Origin of the sequence: Okeania sp. SIO2B9 (assembly GCF_010672505.1) — a bacterium.
Taxonomy (GTDB): domain Bacteria; phylum Cyanobacteriota; class Cyanobacteriia; order Cyanobacteriales; family Microcoleaceae; genus Okeania; species Okeania hirsuta.
In genome coordinates, this window is record NZ_JAAHGK010001058.1 from 1 (window position 1) to 2,744 (window position 2,744).

General features: G+C 36.8%; 4 protein-coding genes. All 4 read right to left on the reverse strand.

Annotated features, from left to right (window positions below):
• Window positions 1-616, reverse strand: a 616-nt coding sequence (locus F6K13_RS27175; protein ID WP_287289002.1) for an RNA-guided endonuclease TnpB family protein, incomplete at its 3' end; no start/stop codon positions are given.
• 554 nt (window positions 617-1,170) lie between these two features.
• Complete coding sequence (locus tag F6K13_RS27180; protein WP_287244055.1) at window positions 1,171-1,302, reverse strand: hypothetical protein; 132 nt, start codon at window positions 1,300-1,302, stop codon at window positions 1,171-1,173.
• Window positions 1,303-1,308: 6 nt separating this feature from the next.
• Window positions 1,309-2,142 carry a sulfotransferase gene (locus F6K13_RS27185; protein WP_124144616.1) on the reverse strand — a complete coding sequence of 278 codons (834 nt, stop codon included), beginning with the start codon at window positions 2,140-2,142 and terminating at the stop codon, window positions 1,309-1,311.
• 327 nt (window positions 2,143-2,469) lie between these two features.
• Window positions 2,470-2,744 (reverse strand): glycosyltransferase (locus F6K13_RS27190; protein ID WP_287289004.1); only part of this gene is annotated, 275 nt, incomplete at its 5' end.

The following is a 2,744-nucleotide window of genomic DNA, read 5'->3' on the forward strand; positions in this document are numbered from 1 at the left end:
ACACGCGGGGCGAACTCTTCGTCGAAGCGGCGCGGCACACGCCCGCCGAACTGCCGCGCCTGAGCGGTCCGCCCGAGCGTGCCGCGACTTCGGCCGCGCGCTCGGGCGGCCTTAAGAAATATCTATTAGCTGAGTCTTTAATAATAGTTACTGATGATGGAGGAGCAGGTAACTCTCTAGACCAAACTATCTTGAGTTTTCCAATCTTAGCTAAATATACTTTATGCTGACCAACTTTAAAACCTCCTCTTGTAAATCTAGCAGTTTGCTTTGACTTTCTACTTTTAAATTTAGGAGGTTTTACAGGTTTACCTTTTCTCTGGCCTTTAGTCGATTTAAAAAAGTTTTGGTAAGCTTGGTTTAAATCATTCAAAGATTGCTGCAATGGTATATTAGAAACTTCTTTAAGCCACTCTCTATCTTCAGTGTTTTTTGCTTGAGTAATAAACTGTTTTTGCAGTTGTGAGTTAGTGGGTTTCTTACCTCCTGATTTGTATTTTTCTTGACAACAAGCTAGGCTATCATTCCAAACAACACGAACGCAACCAAATAGCTTTGCTAATTGATGCTTTTGTCCCGGTGTTGGATATATGCGATACTTAAATCTAGCTTTCATAATTCGATATTTAAACTAACAGTATTGTAACATATTCATTGAAACACTTAACAACTAAAAAGTCGCCCTAGAAGGGCGAGGCTTGGGACCCAATTTTTCGGTCAAATCAGTATTCTTATTTTTCTGATTTATCCCCAAGTTTTGGCGGTTGATATGTACTGTATTTCTTGCACAGTGGCGAGTATGTTTCCACTTAGGTTTTGGTCCTCTTTTTCCTTTAGATATTCGTGGAATTCCTTGATATAGAGGTATTACCCAAGTTTTGCCATTGATTTTTTTGCTCCTTGAATTCTGCCTTGCTTAAGCAATACCCGAATTCTCTGAGTAGTAATGCTTAAAAGTGTTGCTGCTTCAGTGGTACCAATAAACATAGCTAAAACTATTGCGTGTAAACAAATGGTTATTTTTACTCATTATAACTGTGCGATCGCGAATTAATCTAACACAGGACTTTTTGATTTCTGTTTTCAAAAAAACTTTAGGCTAGTTGGCGTTGCTGATTTGAGGTATGATATCTTGTCCGGATAAGAGGGCGAGCAAAAAACTTTCTCCTTTTACTCGGGGTTTCTTATTCTTTCTTCCTTCCTGACTCCTGAGTTCCCCTCCTGGGAGGGGGAGGGGCGAGGGGTGGGTTGACTCCTGACTCCTAAAGAATCAAAATTAATACCATACACGTGCTTCAGCAACGCCGGCTAGTTCTGCTCCTGGCCTACTTCTGTAAATCTACTTAATATATATTCCTGCTGAGACTGATCAAATACCTGATAAAACTTTTGTAATCTAGTATTTACTGCACCCTGACTAACAACTCTCCCTGACTGTTTTCTCACCAAAGATTTAGCAGTCTCTTGATAATCTTCGAGCATTTTATTATCAAATTCTATACCTATAAATTTGCATAATTCCTTTAAAATAGTAGGTGTATCATCTACCAATTTTTCATACTTCACCAGAATATGATTATCCTTATGTAAATGCTGAGAAGTAATATTTACAGCCTCAATCCATCGATCAATACAATGGTCTATATCAAACCCACCATACCAAAATTTCGGATATTTATTCGACACTTCATAAAGTGAAGCAACTACATCTATTCCATTTCTTTGAATATGAATAAATTTAGCTATAGGAACATTCTTTTCTATGTAGTCAATATGTCGTATATGTTCGGGAGTTTTTTCTAACCAAATACTTTTACCTTCTTCCTCAGCTAGCAGATTCATAATTTTCAGAAATCTGCGAGTATATTGCCTAATAAATAAAGTATTTTTAGGTAAATATTTCAGTAAATCTGGGCGGTTAATTTCATTTTTAAACAAAGTCTCTAACTTAGGTCGTAATCGTCGCGAAGCCATACCAAGTATTCGTCTTTTAGGTTCATTATCTGGTAGTAAATAATGAAAAAATTTTGTTTCTGGTAAAGAGATAATCTCTGGATGTGCTGTCAATAAACTTTGTAAATATGTCGTACCAGAACGGGGACAACCAAAAAGAAATAAAGGTAATTTTAATTTATTGTGCATTTCAATATTATAGCAATTCTCATATTAATGAGGTACAAAATTCGTTTTTGTTAGAGAGTAGAAAGTAGGGGGAAAGAATTGATAATTTATGTGCAATAATTGACTTTATTTTTTATTATCATTTTCTTTGTGGGTTTAATACCCCACCGTCTACACTGTGTTCAAAATTACTTGGGGGAGCGTAGACGCGGAGCGGCCCTTCGTTGACTATCCCCATGTAATTTTCCTCCTGTCTCCTGTCTCCTGTCTCCTGTCTCCTTCTTCAATGGAGATGTCTATTCACGCAACTAGAAGCTGATAGCTGACCGCTGACCGCTGACTGCTATTTCAAAGTAAATCCATAAATAACTGTTTAGCAGTTTTTCCTACCACATCCCAATTTAATCGTTGTTGATATTCTTTAAATGATGACATTGCTAATTTTTGATATCTAGGATAATCACTCATTCGGGAAATTATATAATCACAATATTCTTTAATTTCTGCATCAAAAGCAAAAGTTTTACCATTAATATCTTCTTTAATTACAGTTGGAATACCTGCAAGATTTGTAGTCAAACAAGGCACTCCAAAAGCATTAGCTTCTATCAAAACATTAGGAG